18 protein-coding genes are annotated in these 26,547 nt (G+C 44.5%); 7 read left to right on the forward strand and 11 right to left on the reverse strand.

The features are described from left to right. Positions 1-16: 16 nt before the first annotated feature. Positions 17-730, reverse strand: coding sequence for an NAD-dependent epimerase/dehydratase family protein (locus tag RT143_RS01095; RefSeq protein WP_313090561.1), 714 nt, complete (start codon positions 728-730; stop codon positions 17-19). A 352-nt stretch (positions 731-1,082) separates the two neighbouring features. On the opposite strand from RT143_RS01095, the gene rpsT reads away from it, so the two are divergent. After that, a complete protein-coding gene (gene rpsT, locus RT143_RS01100) occupies positions 1,083-1,352 on the forward strand; it encodes a 30S ribosomal protein S20 (protein ID WP_065263785.1) in 270 nt (89 codons plus the stop codon). 169 nt (positions 1,353-1,521) lie between these two features. On the opposite strand, the gene adk is transcribed toward rpsT, so the two are convergent. From adk to RT143_RS01130, 6 genes are all read right to left on the reverse strand, one after another. Continuing rightward, positions 1,522-2,178 (reverse strand): adenylate kinase, encoded by a 657-nt coding sequence (gene adk, locus RT143_RS01105; RefSeq protein ID WP_313090563.1) that lies wholly within the window; start codon positions 2,176-2,178, stop codon positions 1,522-1,524. 261 nt (positions 2,179-2,439) lie between these two features. Continuing rightward, entirely contained in the window at positions 2,440-3,720 is a 1,281-nt protein-coding gene (gene ccmI, locus RT143_RS01110) for a c-type cytochrome biogenesis protein CcmI (protein ID WP_313090566.1), read from the reverse strand. Next, a complete protein-coding gene (locus RT143_RS01115; protein ID WP_472796610.1) occupies positions 3,720-4,250 on the reverse strand; it encodes a cytochrome c-type biogenesis protein in 531 nt (176 codons plus the stop codon). Before RT143_RS01115 ends, ccmI begins: the two co-directional genes overlap by 1 nt. 41 nt (positions 4,251-4,291) lie before the next feature. Further along, on the reverse strand, positions 4,292-4,867 hold the full coding sequence (locus tag RT143_RS01120) for a DsbE family thiol:disulfide interchange protein (RefSeq protein WP_065252789.1): 576 nt from the start codon (positions 4,865-4,867) through the stop codon (positions 4,292-4,294). Then, positions 4,854-6,938: a heme lyase CcmF/NrfE family subunit gene (locus RT143_RS01125; RefSeq protein WP_313090570.1), complete on the reverse strand. Its 2,085-nt coding sequence runs from the start codon at positions 6,936-6,938 to the stop codon at positions 4,854-4,856. The genes RT143_RS01120 and RT143_RS01125 overlap by 14 nt, the downstream gene beginning before the upstream one ends. 67 nt (positions 6,939-7,005) lie before the next feature. After that, the gene (locus RT143_RS01130) at positions 7,006-8,316 is read right to left on the reverse strand and encodes a DUF445 domain-containing protein (RefSeq protein ID WP_313015994.1); all 1,311 of its coding nucleotides are present in this window, start codon (positions 8,314-8,316) and stop codon (positions 7,006-7,008) included. Between the two features lie 461 nt (positions 8,317-8,777). Between RT143_RS01130 and mrdA the strand changes: the two genes are divergently transcribed. Then, positions 8,778-10,757 (forward strand): penicillin-binding protein 2, encoded by a 1,980-nt coding sequence (mrdA, locus tag RT143_RS01135; RefSeq protein ID WP_313090571.1) that lies wholly within the window; start codon positions 8,778-8,780, stop codon positions 10,755-10,757. A 35-nt stretch (positions 10,758-10,792) separates the two neighbouring features. Continuing rightward, positions 10,793-11,416, forward strand: coding sequence for a 16S rRNA (guanine(966)-N(2))-methyltransferase RsmD (gene rsmD / locus RT143_RS01140; RefSeq protein ID WP_313090572.1), 624 nt, complete (start codon positions 10,793-10,795; stop codon positions 11,414-11,416). A gap of 126 nt (positions 11,417-11,542) precedes the next feature. Here rsmD and RT143_RS01145 read toward each other — a convergent pair whose 3' ends face one another. Next, entirely contained in the window at positions 11,543-11,782 is a 240-nt protein-coding gene (locus tag RT143_RS01145) for a hypothetical protein (RefSeq protein WP_313015996.1), read from the reverse strand. 391 nt (positions 11,783-12,173) lie between these two features. Here RT143_RS01145 and RT143_RS01150 point away from each other — a divergent pair, with 391 nt between their 5' ends. Continuing rightward, positions 12,174-13,562: a deoxyguanosinetriphosphate triphosphohydrolase gene (locus RT143_RS01150; protein ID WP_313090574.1), complete on the forward strand. Its 1,389-nt coding sequence runs from the start codon at positions 12,174-12,176 to the stop codon at positions 13,560-13,562. A 99-nt stretch (positions 13,563-13,661) separates the two neighbouring features. Beyond that, a complete protein-coding gene (locus RT143_RS01155) occupies positions 13,662-14,285 on the forward strand; it encodes a TetR family transcriptional regulator (RefSeq protein WP_313090575.1) in 624 nt (207 codons plus the stop codon). 113 nt (positions 14,286-14,398) lie between these two features. Here the strand turns inward: RT143_RS01155 and RT143_RS01160 are convergent, their stop codons facing one another. Together RT143_RS01160 and RT143_RS01165 are read right to left on the reverse strand one after the other, a co-directional pair. Continuing rightward, a complete protein-coding gene (locus tag RT143_RS01160; RefSeq protein WP_313090577.1) occupies positions 14,399-19,165 on the reverse strand; it encodes a translocation/assembly module TamB domain-containing protein in 4,767 nt (1,588 codons plus the stop codon). A 166-nt stretch (positions 19,166-19,331) separates the two neighbouring features. Then, entirely contained in the window at positions 19,332-22,634 is a 3,303-nt protein-coding gene (locus RT143_RS01165; protein WP_313090579.1) for an autotransporter assembly complex protein TamA, read from the reverse strand. A 129-nt stretch (positions 22,635-22,763) separates the two neighbouring features. Between RT143_RS01165 and RT143_RS01170 the strand changes: the two genes are divergently transcribed. After that, positions 22,764-24,080, forward strand: a complete 1,317-nt coding sequence (locus RT143_RS01170; protein WP_313090580.1) for an MFS transporter — start codon at positions 22,764-22,766, stop codon at positions 24,078-24,080. Between the two features lie 280 nt (positions 24,081-24,360). Further along, complete coding sequence (locus RT143_RS01175) at positions 24,361-25,173, forward strand: peptidoglycan DD-metalloendopeptidase family protein (protein ID WP_313090582.1); 813 nt, start codon at positions 24,361-24,363, stop codon at positions 25,171-25,173. A gap of 87 nt (positions 25,174-25,260) precedes the next feature. Here RT143_RS01175 and pdxA read toward each other — a convergent pair whose 3' ends face one another. Then, positions 25,261-26,313: a 4-hydroxythreonine-4-phosphate dehydrogenase PdxA gene (gene pdxA / locus RT143_RS01180; protein WP_313090584.1), complete on the reverse strand. Its 1,053-nt coding sequence runs from the start codon at positions 26,311-26,313 to the stop codon at positions 25,261-25,263. Positions 26,314-26,547: the final 234 nt, after the last annotated feature.

The raw sequence follows: 26,547 nt of genomic DNA on the forward strand, positions 1-26,547 counted from the left end.
GGTTTTTTTGGGAAGGTTAGTTTCTAAACCGCGTCATCGCTAGCATTTCACCGTTACTGATAACTTGGGTTTTCTTGGCGGTATCGACGCGATTAGCAGATTTTTCATAAGTATGTTTGATGTGCCAATTGTTGCTCACCAGCGCCATTGCCATCGCCACCCTATCGGCTTCTATGGGACGGACAGGCAGTTTTTTGGGTACGATAGGTTTGATGAGTTTGTACGCCGTCTGCGCGATGGTTTCAAGTTTACGATCATCGTGTTTGCCAAGCAGTAAAGAGGGACGAAAAATTGCCAATTCTTGAAAGCCTAAATTACCAATCGCAGTCTCAAGCTCACCTTTGACACGGTTATAAAAAAAGCGACTGTCAGCATTGGCGCCCATCGCCGATAACAAAAAAAACCGCTCTACGCCTTTTTGTTTGCAGGCTTTGGCAAATTCGACATTATAGGTAAAATCGATTTGTCGAAAGGCGGCTTCACTACCCGCTTCCTTAATGGTGGTACCCAGACAGCTAAAAGCATCGGTGTCTTTACCTATCGACAGCGCAGACACAAATTCATGCATTTGATTAAAATCTTTGAGCTGGTAAAAATGCATCGAATCACTCAACCCTTTTGGCTGAGAGCGCGCAATAATAATGACTTTTTGATACAAACTGCCAAGTTGAGTGAGTAATGAATTGCCTACCAAGCCGGTTGCACCGATGATTAATGCTGTGCGCTGCATAAAACAATGACCTCAGTATGAATATTTTTATGAGTTTTTAATGTCATTTTATTTAATCACAGATAATCAAAACTTTCACCTACAAATACGTTTTTTTCAGCATTGATGGGCATTGCGCGATAGTTTTTTGGTCAATAGACGAAATACGCTGAATAATCTGCCGAAGTAAGTTGTTATTGTAGCGTGAGTTTGCTAAAATAGCGGGCTTTAAATCCGCTTGATATCGTTAATTGTGTTTCCGTGTCTAGTGATTCAAGGATTCAAGCAACCCTAACTACCCGTGTCTGTAATAAGCGAATGGCTGCTCACTTACTAACAGATCGATTTATATTGCAAATCCAAGGAGATTTACGTGGCAAATTCTGCACAAGCTCGCAAACGCGCTCGTCAAAACGTTAAACGTCGTCAATTAAAAGCATCACAACGTTCTATGGTTCGTACTTTCATCAAACATGTGGTAAAAGCCGTTGAAGATAAAAACTACGATGCAGCGACTGAAGCTTACAAAAAAGCAGTTCCAGTGATTGACCGTATTGCTGACAAAGGCGTGATTCACAAAAACAAAGCAGCACGTCATAAAAGCCGCTTAAACAAAGCAATTAAAGCCCTTAAAACTGCTTAATTGTTTTTTGCATTAAAAAAGCCAATTCACATTGAATTGGCTTTTTTATTGAGACTGATTTAGTTATAAAACTGATTTAGTTATAAAAAAAGCTGAAATCGAAATTTCAGCTTTTTTTATTTAGCTTACCTAAAAGCCCAATGAATGGTGCATTTCATCATGGTTTTAATTATGCTTTTAACTCGGCAAGGACTTGTTCACTGACTTTATCAATCGCTTGTGTACCATCAATTTTGGCATAGCGAGGCGCGTTTTGACCGGATTTTGCCAAGTCTTGATAAAAACCAACCAAGGCTTCTGTTTGGTTATGATAAGTCGCTAAACGATCGCGGATGGTATCTTCTTTATCATCCTCACGCTGAACCAATTCTTCACCAGTTTCGTCATCTTTACCTTCCACTTTCGGTGGATTATAGACCACATGGTACACGCGACCTGAAGCAGGATGAGAGCGACGACCCGATAGACGAGACACGATGTCTTCATCAGGTACGGCAATTTCTACCACGTTATCGATGTGTACGCCTGCATCGGCTAACGCTTGCGCTTGTGGAATAGTACGCGGAAAGCCATCAAAGATACAGCCATTGGCGCAATCTGGCTGCGCAATACGGGCTTTAACTAGGTTGATAATTAAATCATCTGAGACAAGTCCACCGGCATCCATGATACTTTTGGCTTGTTTGCCAAGCTCAGTACCTTCTTTGATAGCGGCACGTAGCATATCACCTGTTGAGATTTGTGGAATATTAAATTCCTTGGTGATGATTTGTGCTTGGGTACCCTTACCAGCGCCAGGTGGCCCTAAAAGAATAATACGCTTCATAAACCTATTCCTTAAGTCGAAATTATTAAAATCGCCCTATCTCATTACTGCAATAGCAAAAAAGACCCACAAATGGTGTGTTCGAATAACTAACAGTTTTGAAATACTGGGTTAACAATACTCGTTAACCGCTAAAATCTCAAGCAATTTTTGCAAAATAATTTAAATTGATAGGGGTATTAAAAATAAAAATGTGGCAAGCTTTAATCCGCCCCTTATTCAATTAAGCCCCTATTTAATCAAGGGAGTTTTCATGACGATTTAAGGCACGATTTTATCAATCAATACCGTTGTAGACTCAGCCGTTTTCTCTAGCGGTACGGGATTACTCGTCAAGTCGCCACTTTGCGGCATGGCGTCACCTGAAGCACTAACCCGGGCAGTAATCACTAGTGGCTCATTGGTGCTAATGGCCGAGCTTAAGGTCATGGTCGGCATGATGCTATCGTTATCGCTGATGTTGATTGCCATACCATTGATGGTTAAGGTATCTGCTGACAGTTTTTTGGCAGCAACAGGGGGACCACCTGCCATCTTACGCACATTAACAAATAAGCTTTCGCCTTTTTTCACCCGCCCTAATATCTCAGGGGTGACTTTGATATTGACTGTAATTGCCTGTTCGCCTTGGGCTTCCCGCTGATTGATAGTCTGCTCAAGTTCAGATAAGCTGCTTAGGGCTTGGGTATGATCGCCAGGACGCGCTTGAATTTCGGTGCGTAGCAGTTCTACCCATTTTCGAGACTGCGCGTAGTTGCCCGCCCGCATTTCGCCCATTGCCATTAGCATTTGTGCGCCTTGGTGTTTGGGACTTTTGGCTAGAATATGCTCAACCACTTGACGGGTTTTGTCATCCATTACCCCGCCTTGGGTAAAAAAGCTAGTTTGCGCGTAGGTGATGGCAACTTTTTCATCATCAGGATTGAGACGATACGCCCTTGCCAAAGCTTCAATTGCTTGCTCGGGTGCTTGCAAGGCTACAAACACTTCAGACAGACGAAACCAACGTAGCGGATCGGTGGCATGATGATGCACGTTGGTTTGCATGGCACTAATGAGTCCCACACTGTCTTTGGTCGCCCATTCGGGTGGCGTATCGATTTTTGCGGTCAGCAAATCATCCGCGACTTGTCCCAAGCGATTTTGTGCATCCCATAATTGATAGACAGGCGTGCGGTCGGCAATCATCACATAAGCCATCGCAGATAACAGCGGAATCCAGATGATAACTATCAGACGGCTTTTCCAATTGGGGGTAAAATGGCTGGTATCTTGATTGTCACTGATGTCTAGTAATTGACGCTCTAACGCCAGTTTTTGGGTTTGATAAGTCGCCTCATCGATTTGACCATCGCTAAAGTCCGCCTCCAGTTCTACCAACCGTTGTTTAAATACTTCAATATTGAGCGTTAGTAACTGATTATCAGCGCGATTGGCGATGGCGTGATGGTCTTCGGTTTGCAACCAAGGTAACAAAATAAATACCGCAAGCGTGATAGCAAACAGAAGCGCGACAATGATAAAAATAATTAGCGTTGACATTAATTTTCCTTAGCCGCTGCTTGATTGATTTCACTAGTTTTAGCATTGGCAGCGTTATCATTGGCGTTTAACAAGTCTTGTAATCGCTGTTGTTCGGCGGCTGAGAGTGGCGCATAACCCTCTTCTATGGGATTAGCGATGACAGCGGCAAGTTTTGACGAATTACGGTTACGAATAAACCAAGCCAGCATCACAAACACCAATAACACAGGCGGAAAAAACCATAAAATCCAAGTGGATGGTCGCACAGGTGGTTTGTAGCTAATAAAGTCACCGTAGCGCTCATTCATATACTGGCGAATTTCGGCGTCAGAACGACCGTCTTTGACCATATCATAGGTCTTTTGTTTTAAATCTTGTGCAATGGGTGCATCGGAACCTGCCAAGTTTTGGTTTTGACATTTTGGACAACGAAATTCTTCGATGAGCGCACGATACTGGGCTTCTTGGCGCGGGTTGTCAAATTGGTAGGTATCAATGTTTGCCCAAGCTGACATGGATAACCCTACGACTAACAATACCATAGCCATCGCCCTGACTATCAAATGAAGAATTTTTGCAAATGTGATACTCATTGGCACACCTCACGGATTTTAGCATCGGCGGCTTGTTCACGTAGCGCAGTCATACAAGGCAATACTTGTTTGTTGTAGCGCTCTTCGTTGATTTCACCCAAGATATGCTGGCGCACATTGCCTTTACCATCAACCACAAATGACTCTGGCACACCCGTCAAACCCAAATCAATGCCGAAATTCCCTTCTTTATCTTGCACATTGAGGGTAAATGGGTCTTCATGGGTGTTGAGATAATCGAGCGCGTCTTTGGTTTCATCTTTATAATTGACCCCAACAATCGGTACGCCGGCTTTTGACATCTGCAATAAAAACGGGTGTTCAACTTTACAAGTCACACACCAAGACGCCCATATATTGAGTAAAAATGGCTGTTTGGGTAACTGCGCTTGGGTAATCATTTGTGATGGGTTACCCAAAGACGGTAAGCTAAAACTTGGCAAAGCGCGATTGAGCGAGGTGTTGGTCACTACCGTGGTATCTTTGCCCAACCGCGTATAAAACAGCGCAATGATAATCAAAAAAAGCACCAAAGGAATCAAAAACCAAAGTTGTCTTTTACGCATTGCCATGAGCACTCTCCTGACCTAACTCGCTGTCATTTTTTACTAACACGGGGGCGATTGCCACTGGGGTGTTAATCGCTGCCAAATTCCCCGACTTGTCATCACTCATATCAGCAAGTCTAGGCAGTTTACGATAGCGTTTATCAAACATACTTAAAATCGCACCGAGCGCAATAACAAAACCACCCCACCACACCCAGCGTACGCCAGGTTTGATATAGATACGCACCGCCCATTTAGTGGCAGTGGCTTCGCTTTGATTAACCCCTAAAATCGGCTCACCCATTGCCATGTAGATATCTCTTAATGGGTTGTACTGGATAGAAGCTTCGGTCATGGGCATTTGACTGACCACATAATGGCGTTTTTCTGGATAAAGGGTGGCGACTATTTGGTTATTTTTACGAACACTGACCACCGCTTGGGTGGCATCAAAGTTGGCACCGCGGATTTTTTTTAGCTCATCCATCGTGAACTGGTAGCCTTGTACTTCAACCGATTGGTTTTTTTGCATGGCAATGTCTTTTTCGATACTTAAGCTTGTGGTAATGGCAATGCCCATCACGGATAGTAAAATACCCAAATGCGCTAGCTGCATTCCCCAATAGCCCATGTGCAGACGTTTCAGCCCAGCGCCCAGCGAGCGCGCGTTACGGGTTTTGTCTTTGATATCAATCACCATCCATACCAACACCCATAAACACAGTGCCGCTGACATAAAGATGTTGATATTAATGCTACTGACCAAGAAATAGCTCAGAACACCGGCTAACACAAAACAACTGGCTAAAATCGACAAGCCTATACCCAACAATGGACGGGTGTCTTTTTTCCAACGACTGACAGGTCCAATGGCTAAAAACAACAATAACAACCAAGTTAACGGCACAAATAACGCATTAAAATAAGGCGCGCCCACCGATACTTGACCCAGTTTTAACGCATCGGCCAGCATTGGGTAAAGTGTGCCAATCACCACCACGATGGTTGCGACTAATATAATAATGTTATTGATGACCAATAATGTCTCACGGGATTTGAGCTGATAATGGCTTTCTTGGGTTAAACGCCAACCGCGCCACGCAAACATCGCCAGACCGCCACCGATTACCACGCCCAAAATCACCAAGATAAACAGACCGCGGGTGGGATCTGCGGCAAATGAGTGAACCGAGGTAATGACCCCCGAACGTACCAAAAACGTACCCAATAAACTCAAGGCAAAAGTGAAAATCGCCAACATAATCGTCCAAGCTTTGAACACGCCGCGCTTTTCGGTAACTGCCAATGAGTGTAATAGTGCCACCCCACCGAGCCAAGGCATAAACGACGCGTTTTCCACAGGGTCCCAAAACCACCAGCCGCCCCAGCCAAGCTCGTTGTATGCCCACATGGAGCCAAACACGATGCCCAGTGTCAAACAGCACCAAGCCGCTAGTGTCCAAGGACGCGACCAACGCGTCCACACCGCATCTAACCGACCGGCCCATAAGGCTGCCATGGCAAAAGCAAACGGTACCACCGCGCCCACATAGCCCATGTACAGCATCGGCGGGTGAAAAATTAATCCGGGGTCTTGCAGTAGTGGATTCAAATCTTTGCCATCCACTGGGATGCTAGGTAGACTGCGATTAAAAGGTGACGACACAAAAATCACCATGCTTAGCATCATCATTTGCACAAAGGCTATAATCACCAACACGCGTGCGCGCATGGCAAGCGGCAAGCTTCGACTAAAAACAGCCACCGCCGCGCCCCAAGTCGCCAAAATGGTGACCCACAGTAACAGTGAGCCTTCATGCCCGCCCCAAGTGGCGGATAAGCGATAGTACCAAGGTAGCAGAGAATTTGACTGATTGGCGACATAAATCAACGTAAAATCATTGGCATAAAACCCATACATCAGGCACAAAAATGACATACCGGTTGCCAAAAACTGAGCAATGGCAAAACTTCCTGCCAGTCGTTGCCAAGCAGGTTGGTGTTTGAACACCCCCACTGCTGGCAAAATAACCTGTAAAATGGCAATCACCAAGGCTGAAATAAGCGCAAAATAGCCCAATTCAGTAATTAACATACCCACTGCTCCTATCGCTGTAGTGGTTATCACACTGTAGAATTTTCACCAAAAAAAATGGGTCAAATTAATAAAACACCAATATCAAATGTATCCAGCCCGCCAAAAACCCTGTCACACCGCCCAAAATAATCAGTGTTAATTCATCTTCACGAAAGGCAGGGCGCAACAGATTTTGAAATTCATTGGGCGTCAATGCGCGAATTCGGTCTCGAAACAGCCCAAAGATTTTTTCTGCGCGGCTAAGGTTAAGCTCAGGATTGCTCATCGGCACCATGGTCGCTGCAATTGACTTATCAATAATCACGTGTCTGAGCTGACCAAATTCTTTACGACCCAAACCAAATTTCAAGCTCGTTTGGATCACCTGTGATTCCAAAATTGGGTTTAGGTGCTTTTTAATCAGCTCACGCGTTTGCATCGCACGGCTGCCATACATCATTTCATACATGATGTTTTTGAGCGTGACCAAGTCTTTGACCACAATCTCAGCAAACACTTCAGAGACCTCAGGCTGGCGTTTCATAAAACCACCTTGCCAGTTAAATTGTCCCATATGCGGTTTTTCAAAGCGGATAAACGGCAGCGATTTGCTAAAACTAAAAAATTTGGGATAGCGATAATAATGCGGCTCAATCGGATTAAATACCATCCAGATAGCAATCCAGTTGGTCAACAGCCCCCAAATCGCGGCAAAAAACGGCACCGTCCAATGCTGCGGCACAAACCAAAAAATCGCCATCTGCAAAATACCAAATACAAATCCAATCAACGCACTGATATGCCAAATAAAATTAATCTCTTTTTGACCTACCTTTAAAAACATCCGCACCATCAGCGCACGGTCGCTTTCCATCTTGTTGACAATCATCTCGCGCATATCAACCAAGTTTTCGACATTGTAGGTCAAGTCGAGCACCAGATTTTTCATGATAGCTGGCAATTGCTCGTGTCCATACGCATAGATACGGCGTTTGACAGCAAAAGGCAGATTCGCCCATAGCGTTGCCGAGCGCTCATTCATAATTTCATCAATCAGCAAATCCAAGTTTTGGTTCATGGTTTGGCTGATAAAATCTGCCACTTCTTCAGGGTGCATGGCTTGGAAAAACTCATCGAGCGAGCCCAGCTTGGATAAAGTTTGGTCAACAATAATTCCTGATATTTTACCCGCTTTGCGTGGCACAATGCCCTGCCAGCCGATACCGCCGCCTGGGAATCCTTGAATCTTAATGCCCCAAAAATGAATGGGATAAAATAGCATCTTGAGCGCCATCCATACATGCGCCCAAGTCACGACTGCTGTCACAAAGGGAATGGTCAGCATGGCGAAAAATTGCGGATGGATTGCAAGCTTGTGCCAAATTTCTGCAAACATATCAAAAAAGCTCACATGGTGAAAAAGCTAAAATCAAAGGACCATAAAACCGAGATGACATTACAAGGTTTGCTTGACAACGTCTGTAGTATGGGTGCGTTAATATGGGTGCGTTCAAACTGCTAGATTTTAGCACAGAAAGATATATTTTACCTGAAGAAGTTATATTTTTAGCGGTTTTGCGTCCCTATGTTATCATCCATATTGCCGTCAATGCGGCTATCATAATTTGATACGTTTGTTTTGATAGCAGCTATTAGTTATTTGCGATTTTGGCAGGATTTGGGCATGCTTATTTGCCATGTTTTATGCTAGTATATCGCTCTTAAATTTTGACTTAAGCCATCAGATTTAAGCCACCCATATATAGTAGCTGGGTGATATCCCTATATTTGCATTAAGCTAAACATTCATCGCACCGCGACCCTTTTTAAAACCGTTCTAATTGCTGTTACCCGCTTATGAAACCACCCCATTCTTCAGATATGCAACGTGAAAATCTTATCTTTCGCCGCCGGGTAATTTTGGCATCGGTGTTTGTTTTTTTGGGCTTGGTTGGCTTGATTGTACGCTATGCTTATCTACAAATTTATACCCACGACCAGTACGTCACCCAGTCTGACAATAATCGTATCAAGCTGGTTTCTGCACCGCCCAGTCGCGGCTACATTTATGACCGGAACGGCGTGATTTTGGCGGATAACCAGCCTGTTTTTACCGCTGTCATCAGTCCTGATGAAATTGACAATCCTGATAATACCTTGGCGCTACTCACCCCGATTTTTCAGTTGACACCTGAAGAAATCAGTGAAGCTTCAAAAGCCCTTAAAAAAAGTAAAAACGAACCTGTCACCATTAAAATTGGACTCACCGAGCAGCAAGTTGCCCAGTTTAGTGAACGCAAACCGTTTTTTAAAGGCGTGACGATTCAAAGTAAACTCACGCGCACCTATCCCTACAGTGATTTATTTGCCCATGTGATTGGCTATGTTGGGCGTATCAGCGACAATGATAGTAAAAAGCTGGATAAAAAGCTGTATGCAGGCACCGATTTGATTGGTAAAACAGGGATTGAAAAATATTACGAGTCGCTGCTTCTGGGCAAACCCGGTTATCAATCAATTGAAACCAATGCTTATGGCGATATCATCAAAAAACTCGATACCAAACCACCCATTCCCGGCAATGATATTTATCTAAGCCTTGATTATGGCTTGCAAAAATTGACCAGCGATTTGTTAAATGGTAAACGCGGCGCAGCGGTAGCAATTGACCCCAGCACTGGCGAGATTTTAGCCTTTGTCAGCAACCCAAGTTTTGACCCTAATCCCTTTATCACTGGGATTAGTAGCAGAGAGTACAAGGCGCTGCAACAAGACCCCGACATGCCACTGTACAACCGTGCACTACAAGGGCAATATCCCCCGGGTTCTTCTATCAAACCGATTGAGGGGTTGGCAGGGATTCATTACGGCATCATGGGATGGGACAGTAGTATTTATGATCCGGGGTATTTTAGTCTGCCTGGCGATAGCCATAAATTTCGTGACTGGAAAAAATCAGGTCATGGTAACGTCAATTTGCATAAATCCGTGGTCGAATCTGTCGATACCTACTACTACAAGCTGTCTTATCAACTCGGTATTGACCGGCTTCATGATTGGATGACGCGTTTTAATTTTGGTAGTAAAACGGGGATTGATTTGCCGGGAGAAAAAACCGGCGTCTACCCTTCTACTGAGTGGAAAATGAAAACCTACAAAAAAGCCTGGTTGCCTGGGGAAACCATTTCTGTGAGTATCGGGCAAGGGTATTTTTTGGCGACACCCTTACAGATTGCCAATGGTATCGCCATGCTAGCCGGTGATGGACAACATTTAACCCCCCATCTGCTCAAAAAATCCACCGGTGCCGAACATGTCATCCCTATTGAAAAGCCCGATGGGAAAATTCAATACAACGGTAACCCCAATGATTGGCAGCGTATGCACCTAGCCATGGAAGATGTGGTCAAAAAAGGCACAGCGCATAATATCTATACGCCAACTTATCGCATCGCTGGCAAAACAGGCACAGCGCAGGTTAAATCTATCGCACAAGGTAAACGCTATAACGAAGCCGCGCTTGACTCGCGTCACTGGGATCATGGCTGGTTTGTTGGTTTCGCCCCGGTAGAAAACCCGCAAATTGCCATTGCCGTTATCGTAGAGAATGGGCGTCATGGTGGCTGGGTAGCGCCGATTGTGCGTAAAATGATGGATTATTGGCTCATTGATAAAATCAGAAAACCGATTGTGCCACCTTCGCCTGAAGAACTTGTCAAAATCAACGCCGAAAAACAAGCCGCTAAATTGCAACGTGAAGCGTTAGTTTTGTCAGGTAAACCTATTATCGCAAAACCCAATACCGCCAAACTCCCTGCGGTGGGTGGCGCTGACTAACGTAATGTAGATGTCCAAACTATGATTTCTAAACCATGATGTCCAAAATTAGCAAACGAGCCAATAAAGCCACCAAATCCCCCCCTATTTCTCACGTCCGTATCATCGGCGGCGAGTATCGGCGGCGTTTGGTGGCGTTTATCGATGCCGATGGATTGCGGCCCACCCCTGACCGTGTCCGAGAGACGCTATTTAACTGGCTTGCCGATGATTTAGTCAATGCCAAGGTACTTGATTGCTGTGCTGGTAGTGGGGTGCTCGGTTTTGAAGCCTTGTCGCGGGGTGCCAAGCAGTTAACTTCTATCGAGCCTAACCATGAGCAATTTAGGCAAATTAAAGCCACCCAAGCCATGTTAGGTATTGCTGATACAAAAATTGTGACAATGGAAGCTACGATACAACATGCCTTAATACAATTGGCAAACAATGAGCCGTTTGATGTGGTGTTTATCGACCCGCCTTATCAACTAGCGTTATGGGATACAATTTTGCATGGGTTAATCAACCATCAGTTAATCCATCCGCAGACATTACTGTATATCGAAAGCGATCAAGATCATAGCCACCTGTTAGAATCTTTTACCGCGTCACTTGAGCCACTTAAATATAAAAAAATGGGGCAAATTTTTGCCGGCATTTACCAGCCCAAAGCGCTTTAATTTAAAGCATTTTAATTCAAAGCCCTTGAACTTAGGCATTAAAAAACCGATAGGCATTAAAAAACCGACTGGATTAACCCAGTCGGCAGATATAATAACCATTCACGCCTAATAGCAAACCCACTATTAGCTTTTAATGCATATACCCACTTGTACGGCAGAAGCAGACGGACATAAATATTTTGATGACTGTCCTTTTAAGTTGTTGGCTTCATACAGATAACTGACCCCCACCACCATCAAAAATGTCACCACGAGCGATAACATAATCACCAGTACAACACTATGAATGTTGATTTTGGAGTGATGGCGCGTCATTTCTACACTATCATCGGTGCCTTTAGTATCGTTCACTTGATGGATCATAACTTGTATCCTAAAAAATTTGAAACTTAACTGTCTAAATTTCATCGTGTTACTTAGCAACTATCCATATACGACATAGACCACATAGAATAAAACCTATGCGTGGTAGTGCTATAAAAGCAATTTACAAAGGTAATCAAACATTACATTTATCTTATATTGATTACATTCTACAATGTATTTGTTACTAAATTATAACAATAATAAAAAATTACACAATTGTTTTATCAGAAAAATTCCTATTTGGTCATTTTTTTGCGATAAATGGTATAGTGTCATCAAACTTTTGAAAAAATATTCATCCAAACTGGTTAATAATCAATTATCTAGCTAGAATCAATTAGCTAGTTAATCCCATCCACCCCATTTTTCTGTAAGACTGAAAACAATAATGAAAAAAAATACACACAAGCAATGGCAAGCGCTGTTATCTGCCAAACCTATCTATCACGGCAATCAGTTTACCCAATCCAAGACGTCAAGGACGGCATTTCATAAGGACTATGACAGGCTGGTTTTTTCGCAATCTTTTCGCCAACTGAATCAAAAAACCCAAGTGCATCCGTTAACCCATGAGATGGGTATTCATACCCGCTTAACCCATTCGCTTGAAGTGTCTTGTATTGGGCGCTCACTAGGGATGATGAGCGCGGAGAAACTCGGTAATGACTTGCCAAGCAGCTTTACCATGTCGGATATGGGTGTCATTGTGCAAGCAGCTTGTCTGGCGCATGACATCGGTAATCCCCCGTTTGGGCATGCAGGTGAACAGGCGATTCGAGATTGGTTTTTTCAGCCTGCGCAGCGCCAGTATCTAAGGCAGCTTACCCCACGCCAGCAAATAGATTTATTAGCGTATGAAGGTAATGCGCAAGGCTTTCGACTGCTGACCCGTAACGAGCATCATCCGGATGAAGGTGGCATGCGCCTGACAGCGGCGACGCTGGGCGCTTTTATGAAATACCCTTATCTTTCCACCCCTATCAACCCAGTCAGCGACAGTGACTCACTGCCCTCACCCTTAACGCTCAAGAAATTTGGCTGCTTTGAAAGTGAAGCGCCGTTTTTGCATGATTTGGCAGAGCAGCTGCAATTACCCAAAACCCAAAGGGGTTATGCGCGGCATCCATTGGCTTATTTACTAGAAGCCGCCGATGATATTTGTTATGCGCTGATTGATTTGGAAGATGGGATTTTACTGGGTATGTTAGAGTATCATGAAGTTGAGCCACTGCTGCTCAAACTCGTCGGTAAACGGCTTGGCGTACCGCCTGAAGTCATGACCAATGCGCCTATCACCCAAAAATTAGCCGCATTAAGAGGGCGAGCAATGCGGCGCTTGGTAGACAAAGTCACTGATGCTTTTGTTGCCAACCAAGCCGCCTTATTGGCAGGTGAGCTGACGGGCAGCTTATTTGACTACTGCCCCAATAACGTACGCAGTAGTATCAGTGAAGCCAAAAGCCTAGCCAATACCCGTATTTTTCAACATCCAAGCAAAGTACGGGTTGAAATCATGTCGAACCGCTGTTTACATACGCTACTTGATGCGTTTATGCCGCTCGCGTTGACGGGTGATTCCACAGACAGTATTGCTCAGTTTGAGCAATTACGCCTGCTTAATCTATTAAATGCCCATTTAAGCAATGTTAGTCGGCAATTAGGGGATGATGTTTATCAAAATATCTTGTGTATTTTAGACATGTTGACTGGCATGAATGATCATGAAGCCTATCGGCTCGCGCAAGCGTTAAAGGGCAATTGGTCGGTGAATATTTAAACCTCATCACTTATCGTTTCGTTAATCGTCAACGATTGTATATTTGGCGTTTTCGGCTTAGAATATTTTTCCTTATTTAACCCGCTGATTGGATACCTAATGACTAGCCGTGACTTGCAAAAACGCCAAACCCGTCAAGCCTTTTTTCAATCGGTACTGCAGTTATCGAGGTCAGGGCATGCGTTTTCGTCGATTTCACTTCGCCAGATTAGCCGCGAAGTGGGCGTAGTGCCGACGGCTTTTTATCGACATTTTCAGGATATCGATGAGCTTGGCACCTGCTTAGTCAATGAAGAACTCGGTCACACGCTGCAAAGTCTTCGCGATCATTTGCAGCTGGGTCGTACCCGAACGCATGAAGGTCAAATTGCCTCAAGCGTGCGTTTCTTTTTGGAAAGTGTGGAGCACGCGTCATTGCACTGGCACTTTATTGTCTCTGAGCGCTATGGTGGCAACCAAGCTGTGCAAAATGCACTCGATGAGCAAATCAGCTTGTTTGCGCAAATCATGACCGATGATTTGGCGATGCAGCCTGCCTTTGGACATTTAAATCAAGAAGTGCGCCTGTTGATTGCGGATATGGGCGTGAATATGTATTTTTCCTGGGTGTATAAATGGCTCAAATTTGACCCCACAGACGTACAAAGTAAGCAAGATTATCTCAATCGCTGTATCAAACAGGCGCAAGTGCTGTTTTATGGGGTCCGTAATTGGTGTCCTTAACCAAAACTTAAGCTAAAAAACAGTGAAACCAACAGACAGTTAAATAAAAAAAGGCTGAGCATTGACTCAGCCTTTTTTATTGGTCTTTGTTATTAGCTTGTGTTGTTAACCCGTCAATAGCGCCAGTTATAAATCAAATCGACAGAGTTATTGATGGCGGATTTAGCCTCAATGTACAAGCGTCTTGTTAATTGATAACGCATACTGAGCTCAGGCTGCGAGGTGAACACGCCCACCCCATACCGTATAAACAAGTCTGGCGTGATATACCCTGTTAGACTCACCAAGGTGTCATTGCCCGAGCCATTGGCGTCTAACGTTAAACGCTGCAACCCAAATGCCCGACCAATTTGGTTGGTAAATTTGCGCGTCCCGCTTAAGCCATAACTTAACCCTGCTGCGGCAATGGTATTGTTGACGCGGTTTCTAAAGTCTTGTTCGTTGGTATTTTCACCTGAGTTGTTATTTAGGCTACCCGTCACCAACGCATTCATCGCCTGCTGTTCACTGAGTCCGCCATTATTAAACACGGTAATATTTGGTGCACTGGCACTGCCTTTGACTTTGACACCCACTTGTACGCCTTGCACGTCTTTTACTGCCTCTACGTTTAGCAGTGGTTTCATCACTTCACCATTGAACCGAACTTGCGCAAAGTTTAGAGTCAAGCTTTGCCCAAATACTTCGACTTTTGAGCGGCGTGATACTTGTACCACCCCTTCTGCTTTCATGGTGCCTTGACCACGCTGGGTAATATGCAGTGCACCCGCCAATGGTAAGCGTGCGCCAAAACCTTGGAAGCTTACGCGCTCGCCGAGATCCACACCCACATCTGCGTTGATGCTCCAGGGTTGGGTGACTTTTAGCACATCATCTATCTGCCCCATCAAACGTCTATCAATCACGTTAACATCTGGGGATTTGCTCACCACATTGCTTGTGGTTTCAGGGGGGCGAATGGTGGCACGAGGCACATCAACCACGCCTACGATATTCACGTAGCGCTGGTTAGGTTTGACAATCACATCAAAGATTGGATTAATAATGGCAGTAATTTCAGGTGGCTGACTCACTTGCAGCGCTTTACCTTGCAACTTCAGCTTGGCCTGCAGCTCATGTGTCCAGTCAACTGTACCAGTAATGGTACCTTGACCATCGCCTGCACTGGCAAAAGACCCATTGATAGAGGCTTGATTGCCTGCCACGTGCGATAACACATTAATCTTATCAAAACGCATCGGCACACCTGTGATGCTAAGGCCGGCATCTTGTAGCTCAATATCGCCCACAAATTTGGGCTGCATGAGTGAACCACTGATTTTACCTGCCACTAGACCGTTACCGGTCAAGCGTTCAAACGATGGGAAGAAAGGTTTAAATACCGCCAAGTCAATATCTTGAAAAACAACAGTGCCTGAAATCGGTTTTGACTGTATGTAGGGATTGACGGTGGCATCCAAATAACCATTGCCCGCGCCATTGGCGGTTTTGATATCTGCGCGAAGTTTTAGCCCTTCTGCGGTTGAACGGGCGATGACACTGATACGCTCATAGGCAATGGTCGTTGGATTTTCTTCCGGGGTTTGTGCGGCAGTACCAAATACGCCGTTATCGGTAAAGAAGCTGGCATTGATGGTGGGTCGTTGGTTCTTCTGCCAATGAACGAGTGCGGTGCCGTTGAGTTTACCTGACCAAGCGATATCACGCGGCATCACCACAGAGAAAATTTGGCTATCAATTTGTTGCACGCTAACATCGACATTGCCTTGCCCATTACTGACCATGAGGTTGTTTTTTAGACACAGACTGCCGTTCTGACCCACCATTTTCCAGCAGTGTGCCGCCATTTGTACATTCAGGTTTTGCCAGCCAAATAGCATTTGTGCGGGTTGTAACTGTTGCAGCTTGGCATATTTGGTACCAATTTGTCCATTACCGAGCAGACCCGACCACTGTTTTTTGGCAAGATCGATACGACCTTTGAGCGTCGCTTGTACTTGTCCTTTGGTACTATCTGCTTTGACATCCAAGGTGTGATTGTCTTGGGTACCGTTAAAATACAGTTGCAAAGAGCGCAGCGGTTGATTAGCGATATTGATACCCGTTGCAGTCAATTGCAACTGACTGGGTGATTTGGCAAGATTGACCAATTTGCCGGTGATTTTGGCATCGAGTACCACAAAGTTTGGCAGTGAAATGTTACGCCCGACTAAATCCACATAGATGTTAGGCAGGGCTTGGTTGTTATCTTGGGTTAAAACAATGCCGCCTTTAACGATACCTTTTAGCTGCGGCATTAGCTGATTGAGTGTACTGATATCGACACTGGTCACCAGTTGGTTTTGGTTGCCATTGGCGGTGATACGATTGCTACCCCATTGTACCAGTAGATTATTGGCTTGCAGACTTTCAATAAGACGGCGGATTTGCCCGTATTTTTGACTATTGGCGCTATTTTCAATGACTTGACGCAGACTAGTTAGGTCTTTTGGCAAATTCAGTTTTGCGGTCAACTGACCCGTTGCCAATAACGGTTGGTTTTTTAGCCTGCCTGTGAGATTCATATTGGCAATATGAATGTACTGAGCGCCTGCCCGCCAATAGCCATCGGTATTGATGGTCCCGGTGATTTGGCTTGGCAGACTTGGCACAAAATAGCTGGCATCAAAATTTTTCATGTCAGCATTGATATGCCAGCCGGCACCATTGGTCATATCAATGCTACCGTTGGCGTTGATATAGCCTTCTTTACCTTGATGGCTAAATTGATTAATTTTGAGCTGTTGTGGTGTGCCTGCAATATCAAATTTAAACGAGCCTGCAGGTACGTTTGGCGCATTCAGGCTACCATCAAATTTGGCGGCGATATAAGATAACTTATTGCCGAGTACATCGGCACGTACTTTGCCTGCGCCTTTTAACGCTAAGTGTTTTTTGCTATTGTTGGCGCCCAATAAATCCCCTGTCATGTCAATTTGGTTGATAGTGACATCATGACGGGTCACAACTGCTCGATTGGCTTGGCGGATCTGTTGCTGGGTGCCGCTGGCAACCACATTGCCCGTTAAGTCTTGCAGCGGGATGCTATTTAAAATGCTGTGGGCATTTAAATGGTTGGTTTTGGCATTGATTTGCCAAGCTAACGGCTGATTGCCGCTGGCTAGTTTGAGCTTACCATTGCCTGCCAAATTACCTGCCACGCCTTGGTACAGCAATTGAGTGATGTCAACTATCTGACCTGATTTGTTGACATTGACTTGGTAATGACCGCTTGGGGCTTGATTGAGCTTTAGGATATTGGCATTGACTTGGGCTTGTACACTGCTGAGTCGCTTGCCGTCTGCCGGCTGAAAAATCACGTGCGCTTTGCCATTGGGACTGTTAAGCTCGCCAATACTCGGTAGATTGTGACGTATCAGCTGTTGCCAATTGGCATCGATAGTATAAGGTTTATGGTTGCCTTTGGCTTGTCGGATATCGGCATTGATAATTTCACCGTCATCTTGGCGCAGATTTGCCCGTACTTGCATCGGCAATTTATCGGTTGCCACATCATAGACGATGCCTAATTTGCCTGTTAAAGTCTCTGGCGCATAGGGGGCGATGTCTTTTGGCAACAACTGACGAATCTTAAAGCCATTCCCCGTATTCATCAGGGCAATACGGGTGCGGTCATGCCAATCAATCGTGCCTTGACTGGTCAATGTGCCTTGCGCGACCTTAGCCGTGAGGTATTCGATACTGAGTTTTTGATTGGCAATCACGCCGCGACCTTGATAATGCCCATCAGGGATATCTTTGGCAGTCAAATCGGCATTGATACGCAGCTGGATATTATTGGTCACGCCTGTTGCGGTCGCTAGTCCATTTTTTAGATGGATGTTTTGACTGGTGGCATAGGGCAATAACACATCTTTCCACTCAAGTTTGGCGTTAAATGGCGCATTTTTATCCATCGGCTGCGCTGTTACATGCCCAGTAACATCCGATTTATTGTATTTACTCTTTATATCCGCGGTCAAAAATTTCAAACTGCCTGTGGCATGGGTATCAAGCGCATCGACATACACTTTTGACAATGAATTGACAATAACCAGTCCTGTCACATCCAGCGGATAATCATGCTGCAGGTCAATTTTGCCTTTAACTTTATCAACGCTTAATAAATTGTTATACGCCAATTTGCCTTCGCCAACCGTGATTTGGGTATCATACCAAGTAAAATCTTGGATATGCGCTTGTTTAAAATCTATGGGGTCGCGGGTCACTTGCTGATAGCGCACTAAATTCGCTTTTACGTCATCTAAGGTTAAGTTAACAGGCAGCGCAATGCGTGGGTAATCAAAGGGTTTATTAGAAGGTGGTTTTTTGTAGGTGATGACCATGCGATTGATGTTGGCTTCACGCAAATGCACTTGTTTATGGATGAGGGCGCGCCAGCCAATTTTGACATAGGCTTTATCAACGGTGACTTCAACATAATTTTTTGGCGGTTTATCAGGAATTTTAAGATCGTAAACCCAAATGCCATCGCGAAGATTGCCTTTGCCATATTTTAGGCTGATACCTGTTTCTTGAACGATGGCATTGATAAGTAACCGTGTACCCCACGGGGTGCCGACGGCATAATAAGCCCCTAATAAAATTGCAATCAAAATAACGGCTAACACCATCACGATTTTGGTGACAAGACCCTGTCGATACCAGTGCCGAAGCCAACCCGCCTCTTTTTTTGCAGGGTCTAAATCTTCACCGTCTGGACTTTTAGTTTTTAGATTTTCAGTGTCTATTTTAGCGTCTAGGTCATTATCTACCAACGATTTATCGTCAGGCTTGGTGCCATCTTCGGGCAATGAGTCGTTGTTATTATCGTCTTTCATTAATATCGCAAATCAATCGTTGGCTAACTACAAAAACACAGGTTCTATGCGCTGTATATGTATATCGGCGGTATATTGGATAAACCTTACATACTAGCAAAGTTTTATCCAAAAATCTTAACTAAAAACCTTGCACAAAATAATGCAGTGATTTTTAGCCAAACTATTATAGCGGTGAACCGATAAAGAAGTGTAAACGGACATCGTTGTTATCCCCGGTCAGACCTTTTGCCACATCGAGCCGTACCAAACCTATCGGTGATTGCCAGCGGATACCTGTACCGATACTGACCGCCGTTGTGTTATCATATTCGCCAGTCGTATCATACGCATTACCAAAATCAGTAAACACAGCGCCCCGAAAGCTCGGTCTAAACTCATAGTTATACTCTGCCGAGCCTACCGCTAAGGCATCACCGCCCACTAAAAAATTTTCGCCGCCATAGGTCGGTCCTAAACTATCGGTGTTATAGCCGCGAATACTAGAATCACCGCCGGCAAAAAAGCGTGAACGATAAGGCACATCATAAAAATCACCGCTATATAGATAGCCCAAATCCAGCCGCCCAATCACTTGTTGTTTGTTATCTTTGCCAAAGGTATACATCCCCGTACCACCCGCACGTAAAATGGCCATATTGGTGTCACTCAGTGCCCCTTTAGCACCGACTTCAAGCGAATAACGTTGGCTATAACCCCACGTCGGCGTCAGCATATTGTCTGCTACTGTTTTATTGATTGCATAACCCGCTAACAAGGCTTGTTGGGTATAATCTGATGCGTAGTTGTTAAAAGGATAAGGCAAGCTATCGGTGCTATATTTTTCAGGATCGACTGTGAGTTTATCGCCGCGGTAGCGTAGTGAATAGGTGCGATTCCAACCACTATCATGATAAATATTGCGGGCGATACTGGCATAGACCGTGTCCGCTTCAAAGGTGTTGACTAGGTCATCAACTTCTTTGTGCTGATAGCCGACTGTGCCTGTCAGCTTATCGTTAAGGGGATGCTTGTAGGGCAAGCTGGCATTAAATTCAACCGCTTGATCAACTTTGGATAACGCCACTGATGCCCCAGTCTGCAGACCACTTCGGTTAACCAAGTTGTTTTGGTATTTACCGGTCAAGCGCACGCCTACGTCAGTTTCATAACCCAAACCCACTTGTGCCTCATGCGGCTTGGTCGCATTGAGTACCACATAGGTTGGGATTTGCTTACTTTCATACACTTGTTGTGGCGTGAGCTTTGGTATGACTTGGTCTTCTCGTGGTTTAATGGGTAAGTCTTTGTCCTTATCCAGTTTTTTTGCCGTTTTACTGACCGCATTGGCAATGACTACCAGCGGATTTTTACTTTTATTTTCAGCCTCGGGTGATAACTCCATATCTTCGGGTGCGGCTAATAAATTTTTGGCTTTTCGGCTAATGGCATTGAGACGTTGTTCGGTCGAATCATCGACTTCAAATTGAATGGGCGCGATGTCATTGGGGTCTTGCACCTGATTGACGGTTTTTTGTGTCGTGCTATCGACAGTACCTGCGGATTGAAGTTCAGATGAGTTACTTTGAGGGGAGTTGCTTTGAGCTAAATTACTTTGAGATGCGAGAATTTGAGCGGTTGACTTGGTGGGTGAAATACTGGCGGATGTATCAGAAGTGTCTGCGGTATTATCGGCTGTGGTATTGCTGCTGTTGGCATTGCTGAGTGTCGCCGAGCCCGATTGTTCAAATGCGATATCGCTTGCTGCTTCGTCTGATGGCATGATGACATCCACATCCACCCCATTAAAATAACGGGTAGCAGTCAAGTTGTTGGTAAATTCGCTGACAAAGGGTTGATAGTAGGCATCGCCTTTTTGGTACGTCATTAAGGCTTTGATCAGCTTTGGCTTTAAAGGCAGTTTATCTGGGTCATCGGTCAAATTGCCTTGCTTATCAATGCTATATATCTTCACATCATCAAAGTGATAGCGAGTTTTTGTGTCATAAATTAGGTCAACATCGGCGGTATTGTCCGGCAAAATAATATCTACTGAACTATTGAGCCATTTGGCATCAAAGTAACCATTGGTCTGCGCGACACCCTCAATCGTGGCCTTTGTGGCTTTATAGATGCCATGACTGAACACATCCCCTTCTTTGGGCGGGATTTCTTTTTCTATCACGGGATACACCGGCAGCGCGTTATCGCCTTCCCCGCCTTCACCACGGATATCAATGATGCGATTTTGCACGATGACGGGTTTACCGACCTCTAAGCTGACTTGGATATTGTCTTTGCCTAAATGCTTAAAAGCAATTTTAGTGTCATAAAAACCCACCGCCTCTGCCGCATCTTTGGCAATTTGGCGTAATTTGTTCACACTGGCATTAAAATCCGACACCGATTCGACGGTCACTTTTTCCAACGCCGCTTTGATATTGCGCGCAGGCTCAAGTTTGGCATCTGCATTGGCAAAGCTGATATCAATATAGTTTAGCCCTTCGCCGCGACCAATGATTTTGTTCTTCAAGCGCGCCACAATGCCTTGCGGCTCTGCGGTCACGGTTGAGTTGGCTTGTGGGGTGGTCAATGCCGTTGTTTGCTGTTGATAGGCGGGCAAGTAATCATTGGGATTGATGGTGTCGGTGGATTTGATATTGCTGACATCATTGGCGACGCCTTGACTAGTCAGATTCTGATTAGCAATATTTTGGTTAGCGATATTTTGATTAGATAAATTGGTTTGCTCGCTCACCTTTTGATTAATCGCGTCGACATTCTGTTTTTCGGTGGTTAGCTGCTCAGTGACTTGCGCTTGGGCTTGCGCCTGAGTGTTCATGGTTGCCATGGGTGCAGGCTTGCTATTGTTGATTTGATTGGCAACCGACTGCGGTGTGGCTTGATCTAATGCTTTACTGTAGCCGACACTAGGTTGATTTTGTTTCAACGTCGCCACAGGTTGGTTAAAATTATTAAAGTCTGCTAAGGTCTGATTATCGAGTTGTTGACCAATTTTATCTTCAACGCGCTGCTGATTGAGTTGATACAGATAAGGCTGAGCGGTGTTGGCATCGGTATTGATACTGTCTTGCCCAGTTGCCGCAGGCGTGGCATTTTGCGTTGCTGTGGTGCTCTTGCTGTCATTGGCGGTGGTCTGCGCTGCGCTGCTAGTGGTTAGCGTGCTATTCGTTGCTGAGCTGTTAGCTAAAGTATTAACTGAGCTATTAGCTGAAGTATTAGCTGAACTATTAACAGTAGCTGACATTATTGGCGTTTGTGCCCCCCAAGCAGGCACCATACTCACACTAACCAAGGTAATTGCCAACCGTATGGGGGTCAAGCGAAATACGCTAGACTGGGTGGGGCTTTGACGAGGATTTGACGGACAAGGATTTGACGATAGTGGACAGATGCCATGAAAAAAACTGAACGGGTTATCGGTCAATGCGGTTGACGGACGATAGGGTAGCAAATTTATTGGTTTCATGATAAAAATCAAATCCTTGAGCGAGCACTAGGCGATTTTAGCATAAACATTTTACTAACCAAACATTTTCCCAACCCATTATAAAATATTTGTTAAGATAGTCATCATCAGACATTTCTAGGATTGCTCATGAGTACCCAATTTGCGCTTTTTAAATACAAACGGTTTAGCGCCATGTTTGCCACCCAGTTTTTAGGGGCATTTAATGACAATGTATTTAAGCAAGGTTTGATTCTGGTGCTGACCTTTATGGCAGCGGCAAAATTGGGGATGCGTGTCAGTTTGCTCAACAATCTGGCGGCGATGCTGTTTGTATTGCCGTTTTTTTTGTTTTCCGCTTTGGCGGGTCAAATCGCTGATAAATATGAAAAATCTTGGCTGACAAGGCTGATTAAAATCCTTGAAATCGTCATCATGGTCGTTGCCGCATTTGGGTTTGTGTTTGAGATTTATCCGCTATTATTTGTTGCGTTATTTTTGATGGGTACCCATTCGACGTTTTTTGGTCCTATCAAATACGCCTATTTACCCCAAGCCATGACCACCGATGAGTTGGTGGGTGCCAATGGGCTGTTTCAAATGGGCACGTCACTGGCTATTTTGACAGGGATGATGCTGGCTGGCGTATTGATGAAATTAGACAGTCCACTGTTTTGGATATCTGGGGTGACGGTTTTTGTGGCAATTATGGGCTACTTGGCTTCTCGGTTTATTCCCGTCATGACTGTCCCACAGCCTGATTTGACCATCGACTGGAATATCTTTCGTACTAGCTGGCAAACCATCGCCAATTTATATCGTTTGCCGATTATGTGGTTTACCATTTTGGGTAATAGTTGGTTTTGGTTTTATGGTGCCACGTTTTTGACCCAAGTACCTGAATTTAGCAAGTCTATTTTGCTAGGTGATGAAAGCGTGGTGATATTTTTATTAACGCTGTTTTCTGTCGGTACGGCGCTCGGCTCACTGTTATGTAAAACGTTGACCAAAAACCAAGTGAGTTTAAAGCTCTTGCCCTTTGGGATTGCTGGATTGACGATTTTTGCGATTGACTTGTATTTGACGCTTTCAGCGATGCATTTGCCGCCACTCGCCAACAACGCGCACTATAGTATCGGTATGATTTTTGCCACGCCGGGTGCTATTCGTGTGTTTGTCGATTTGTTTTTATTAGGTTTCTCAGGCGGTATTTATATTGTACCTTTATACGCTTATATGCAAGCTTATTCACCTGAAACAAGCCGTGCTCGCATTATCGGTGCCAACAATATTTTAAATGCCGTATTTATGGTAGGTTCAGCGATTTTTTCGATTGTTTGTTTGACGCTAGTTAACGTGAGCCTGCCGATGCTATTTGCGATTGTCGGGGTGATTAATTTGGTCATGGGCATTTGGCTATTTTTAAAACTAAGAAAATATAGCCCTTCCAAGCCAATTATGACTTAGGGATACACCCTATCGCCCTATTCAATCAGCCTATTTAATCGCCCCATTAGATAGTTAGCACAAATAGTTAAGGATGCTAGGCAATGAATGGAAGGCAAGCAATGATTAAATAAGGGGTTTTGCGCCATTTTTTCATTTGAGTCCAAAATGTTGCTATTTGTTATCGTTTGGCAAAGAAACGTTGTTGTTAACTTCAGTTACTTTGTAAGTGGTTAAAAGTTAGTTACTATACCCTGACTTGTTGTAATTTTTTTTGTATCACTTGCTAGGAATGACTGTTATGTTTGCCACTTATAAAACAATTTGCACGCCCAAACTGGTAAAACTCAGTGCGATAGCCTGTACGGCGGTATTGATGACCGCTTGTGCTTCACAAAAGATCACCACCGTGGATAAGCGCCCTGTATATGTACGGGGTGTCCCCAACTATTATATTGTCAAAAGCGGCGATACTTTAAGCAAAATCACCTCTATTTATGGATTGGATTATCGTCGTGTTGGCGCGCTCAATGGGCTCGATAGCAACTATACCATTTATCCAGGGCAACGCTTGATTTTAACCTCAGCAAGTAATCCCACTTCTTATCGCCCAACAACCATTCGCCCGGTGACGGTCAATCAATCATCCCGCCCGTCTAACCCGACTTATTACCCACCTAGACAAGCCAATAATTCATCAACCCCGTTACCGATGCCAAACCAAGTCATCGTGCCAACTAGCAGTTTGTCACAAGGTTGGTTACGTCCTACCACTGGCAATCTATTGCGACCGTTTAACCAGCAAACAGGTACGTTAGGTATGTGGTTTGGCGGACAAGCAGGGGCAAATGTTGTCGCCAGCCAGCCAGGTACGGTGCTGTATGTCGGTAGCGACTTGCCAGAATATGGCAAATTAATACTGATTCAGCACAACAGCGACTATATTAGTGCCTATGCGCATTTGGGAAATTTTGCTGTACAAGAGCGCCAAACGGTGCAAGCAGGTCAAACCATCGGTACCGTTGGAACGGACAATAATTTGAATCAACCCGCTGTAGAGTTCCAAATCCGTTATCGTGGCACGCCAGTCAATCCTGCCAGTTATTTAAAATAATCAAGCAGCTATTTAAAATAATCGCAATAAAAAAGCCAATCCATGACGATTGGCTTTTTTTGTCAGCGTAATTATCGGTGAGAATGATTAGAGGGCAATCGCGGTCGCCATATTATTGGCATAGCCAATCGCATGATACAGGCTATCGGCACTCGCTTTGCCTGTCCCTGCCAAATCCAGTGCCGTGCCATGATCGACTGAGGTACGAATATAAGGCAGCCCTAAAGTGATATTCACGGTTTCGCCAAACCCATGTGATTTGAGCGGCGCCAGTCCCTGATCGTGATACATGGCGATAATAGCATCGGCAGTGGCGATATGTTTTTGGGTAAACAAGGTATCGGCTGGCATCGCCAAACTAATATCGATACCTTGATCGCGATAGCGCTGTAATACAGGATTGATGATGTCAATTTCCTCTCTGCCTAGATAGCCGCTTTCCCCGGCATGAGGATTGAGTCCACAGACCAATATTTTTGGGTGAGTAAGACCAAATTTTTGCTGACAATCATGGATGACAATATCAACGGTTTTTGCCACTTCTTCGTGAGAAATCGCATCGGCGACCGCACGCAGAGGCAAATGGGTGGTGACTAATGCCACTTTCATCAGGCTATTGGCGAGCATCATCACCACTTTGTCCAGCCCCGACTGCTGCATAAAAAATTCGGTATGTCCCATAAAATCTGGCAACACAGTCATAATCACCGATTTTTGCAGTGGCGCAGTGACAATTGCAGCGACTTGTTTGCTGATGGCGAGCTTATGCGCCAGTTGCAGCTGTGCGATGACCATTCGCGCGTTATGCGGATTTAGCTGCCCTGCTACCACAGGTTCTGCTGTCGGCACATCCACTACCAAAATAGTGTCATGCGCTGATGGTTGCGCAATTTTCGGTAAATCTTTTAACTCATGTAACTCATGCATCGCTAACTGTTGAATCAATAATCCGTGTTTTACCGCGCCTTTTTGTTTGAGCTCACTATACCTTTCTTGTAGCGCGTTGATATCTGCCAACACAACGACAGCGCGATTGGGCAGATTTAATTGCTTTTTGTCGGCAAGCATCAATATGATATCCATGCCAATACCTGCAGGTTCGCCCGAAGTAATCACTAAAGGAAGACTTTGAATGGTCATTTTTATACCTTTTGATAAAAACTGATAAAGCTATCAGTTAATATTTTATGAATTTATTACCAATGATGCGGCTTATAGTTAACTTGAAAAAACAGTTTCATGCTCATGAGTTTAACTAAAACCCTGATTACACAGATGATTGTTAGCGATTACCAATGGTTTGATTAAATGAAATCTAATTATTTGGGTAATGTTAAGTAAGTATTGTATACCCAATGAGTTTGCTATTATTAA

Source organism: Moraxella sp. CTOTU48268, from assembly GCF_032069585.1.
GTDB lineage: Bacteria > Pseudomonadota > Gammaproteobacteria > Pseudomonadales > Moraxellaceae > Faucicola > Faucicola cinerea.

Excerpts from the sequence above, each read along its gene's own strand:
- RT143_RS01095 (WP_313090561.1), bottom strand. The coding sequence starts at position 730 with ATGCAGCGCACAGCATTAATCATCGGTGCAACCGGCTTGGTAGGCAAT.
- adk (WP_313090563.1), bottom strand. The coding sequence starts at position 2,178 with ATGAAGCGTATTATTCTTTTAGGGCCACCTGGCGCTGGTAAGGGTACC.
- ccmI (WP_313090566.1), bottom strand. The coding sequence starts at position 3,720 with ATGTCAACGCTAATTATTTTTATCATTGTCGCGCTTCTGTTTGCTATC.
- RT143_RS01115 (WP_472796610.1), bottom strand. The coding sequence starts at position 4,250 with ATGGCTATGGTATTGTTAGTCGTAGGGTTATCCATGTCAGCTTGGGCA.
- RT143_RS01120 (WP_065252789.1), bottom strand. The coding sequence starts at position 4,867 with ATGGCAATGCGTAAAAGACAACTTTGGTTTTTGATTCCTTTGGTGCTT.
- RT143_RS01125 (WP_313090570.1), bottom strand. The coding sequence starts at position 6,938 with ATGTTAATTACTGAATTGGGCTATTTTGCGCTTATTTCAGCCTTGGTG.
- RT143_RS01130 (WP_313015994.1), bottom strand. The coding sequence starts at position 8,316 with ATGTTTGCAGAAATTTGGCACAAGCTTGCAATCCATCCGCAATTTTTC.
- mrdA (WP_313090571.1), top strand. The coding sequence starts at position 8,778 with ATGAAACCACCCCATTCTTCAGATATGCAACGTGAAAATCTTATCTTT.
- rsmD (WP_313090572.1), top strand. The coding sequence starts at position 10,793 with ATGATGTCCAAAATTAGCAAACGAGCCAATAAAGCCACCAAATCCCCC.
- RT143_RS01145 (WP_313015996.1), bottom strand. The coding sequence starts at position 11,782 with ATGATCCATCAAGTGAACGATACTAAAGGCACCGATGATAGTGTAGAA.
- RT143_RS01150 (WP_313090574.1), top strand. The coding sequence starts at position 12,174 with ATGAAAAAAAATACACACAAGCAATGGCAAGCGCTGTTATCTGCCAAA.
- RT143_RS01155 (WP_313090575.1), top strand. The coding sequence starts at position 13,662 with ATGACTAGCCGTGACTTGCAAAAACGCCAAACCCGTCAAGCCTTTTTT.
- RT143_RS01160 (WP_313090577.1), bottom strand. The coding sequence starts at position 19,165 with ATGAAAGACGATAATAACAACGACTCATTGCCCGAAGATGGCACCAAG.
- RT143_RS01165 (WP_313090579.1), bottom strand. The coding sequence starts at position 22,634 with ATGAAACCAATAAATTTGCTACCCTATCGTCCGTCAACCGCATTGACC.
- RT143_RS01170 (WP_313090580.1), top strand. The coding sequence starts at position 22,764 with ATGAGTACCCAATTTGCGCTTTTTAAATACAAACGGTTTAGCGCCATG.
- RT143_RS01175 (WP_313090582.1), top strand. The coding sequence starts at position 24,361 with ATGTTTGCCACTTATAAAACAATTTGCACGCCCAAACTGGTAAAACTC.
- pdxA (WP_313090584.1), bottom strand. The coding sequence starts at position 26,313 with ATGACCATTCAAAGTCTTCCTTTAGTGATTACTTCGGGCGAACCTGCA.